Here is a 2,293-nt window from a genome sequence, read left to right as displayed (position 1 = left end):
ACAACAACCCGCACCACTATCTTTTCTTAAGTTCGTAGTAACGACTTCAGTCGTTATCTTTTCTTAAGTTCGTAGTAACGACTTCAGTCGTTTCCGGGCTAATCATAACAACAACCCGCACCACTATCTTTTCTTAAGTTTGTAGTAACGACTTCAGTCGTTATCTTTTCTTAAGTTCGTAGTAACGACTTCAGTCGTTTCCGGGCTAATCATAACAACAACCCGCACCACTATCTTTTCTTAAGTTCGTAGTAACGACTTCAGTCGTTATCTTTCCCCGGTTCGTAGTAACGACTTCAGTCGTTTCCGGGCTAATCATAACAACAACCCGCACCACTAGGACTCCCGTACAGTACCGATCCGCTAGGGGTTTAAATCTAATCCTGTGTCTGGGGAAGAAAGGATCTAAGTTGGGATATTAAACATTAAGAACGACTGAAGTCGTTACTACGAACATGAAGGGGAAACGACTGAAGTCGTTACTACGAACATGAAAGGGAACGACTGAAGTCGTTACTACGAACATGAAGGGGAACGACTGAAGTCGTTACTACGAACATGAAGGGGAACGACTGAAGTCGTTACTACGAACATGAAGGGGAACGACTGAAGTCGTTACTACGAACATGAAGGGGGAACGACTGAAGTTGTTACTACGAACATGAAGGGGAACGACTGAAGTCGTTACTACGAACATGAAGGGGAAACGACTGAAGTTGTTACTACGAACATGAAGGGGAAACGACTGAAGTTGTTACTACGAACTTTGGAACGATAACGCCTGAAGGCGTTACTACGAACTTAAGAGGGGGAACGACTGAAAATGGTGATATGGAAGAGAGTACGGAAATTGCGTTAGGACCCCAGAGTAAGAACCGAACTAAAGGGGTGCTTAAATTTAGATACCCTAGACTAGGAGCACCGATCGCCTCGGCTGCTTCCAGAACAAAAACTATAGACTAAATCTTTATCGGTATAGGAGGAATTTTAATGGCTGCGACCGACTTCAAGGACTACTATGCAATTCTAGGAGTCAGTAAAACCGCAAGTGTTGATGAAATTAAGAAGGCTTTTCGTAAACTTGCTCGCAAATATCATCCGGATATGAATCCAGGAAACGCTCAAGCTGAAGCTAAGTTTAAGGAAGTTTCCGAAGCGTATGAAGTGCTGGGTGACACAGACAAGCGCAAAAAATACGACCAGTTCGGACAATATTGGCGGCAAGCTGATGGTGCAGCGGGTGCGGCGGGATGGCCCCCCGGTGGTGGGAATGTGGATTTTGGCGGGTTCGATTTTAGCCAATTCTCTAGCTTTGATGATTTTATCAATGCGTTGCTCGGTCGCGTTGGGGGACCTGGGGCGGGTCGGGCTCGTCCGGGAGGCTCCAGTTACAATTATCGCAATCCTCGTTCGACTTCGACGAGTGGGTTTGGCGGGTTTGAGGATTTTGCTTCGGGTTTTGGAGGCGATCGCACTGCTGCTGCGGGGACCTCTGCGGACCGGGAAAGTAGTATTACCCTGACCTTTTCTGAGGCGTTTCAGGGCACCCAAAAACGTTTAAATTTGGGGACGGAGGCAATTGACGTCCGGATTCCCCCTGGGGCCAAACCGGGGACTCGGATCCGAGTTCGTGGCAAGGGTCTGGTGAATTCCTACAACCAACAACGGGGGGATTTGTATCTGAAGGTGGAAATCCAACCCCACTCGTTTTTCCAGTTTGAGGGAGATAATCTGGTCTGCGAGGTCCCTGTCGCCCCGGATGAGGCGGTGTTGGGGGCAACCATTGAGATTCCCACTCCCGATGGGACGGTGAAAATGAATGTTCCGGCAGGAATTCGGTCCGGACAAACCCTGCGACTGCGAGGGAAGGGATGGAAGACGGCGAAGGGCGATCGCACGGATCAGTTGGTCAGAATTGCGATCGCCCCTCCCAAGGACCTCAATTCTACGGAAAAGGACCTCTACGAAAAGATTCGCAACGCCCGTCATTACAACCCCCGCAGTCATTTACAGTCGGTCCGATTGTAAATGACTGCCTGAGAAAAGCAACAACCGGCGGGGGTTAAAACCTAGCCCTGTCAAGGTGGTAAATTGAATCGGGCCTCATCCGGGTTTCTTGTAGGGGCGTATTGCATACGCCCTCTTTATCCGTCAGGGAACTCCAAAAAATAAAACCTTCAAAAAACCCGCACCCTGAAGGGTGGGGCTACACGGACAAAGCCCGCCTGCGCGGGCTAAAAGAGCCTTGTTAGGTGCGATCGCATCAAAGCAAGGATGATTTATTTGTTGGAAT

The 2,293-nt window shown here is 48.8% G+C and carries 1 protein-coding gene; it reads left to right on the top strand.

Annotation, left to right across the window (positions count from 1 at the left end; all coding sequences use genetic code 11):
* The first annotated feature begins 990 nt into the window (after nucleotides 1–990).
* Nucleotides 991–2,028, top strand: a complete 1,038-nt coding sequence (locus tag NG833_RS27030; RefSeq protein ID WP_254568371.1) for a DnaJ C-terminal domain-containing protein — start codon at nucleotides 991–993, stop codon at nucleotides 2,026–2,028.
* The last annotated feature ends 265 nt before the right edge of the window (nucleotides 2,029–2,293 follow it).

Origin of the sequence: Oscillatoria sp. HE19RPO (assembly GCF_024220515.1) — a bacterium.
Classification (GTDB): domain Bacteria; phylum Cyanobacteriota; class Cyanobacteriia; order Cyanobacteriales; family Laspinemataceae; genus Laspinema.
The sequence above is the reverse complement of the archived record's forward strand: the minus strand, read 5'-3'. Positions and strand labels throughout refer to the sequence as shown.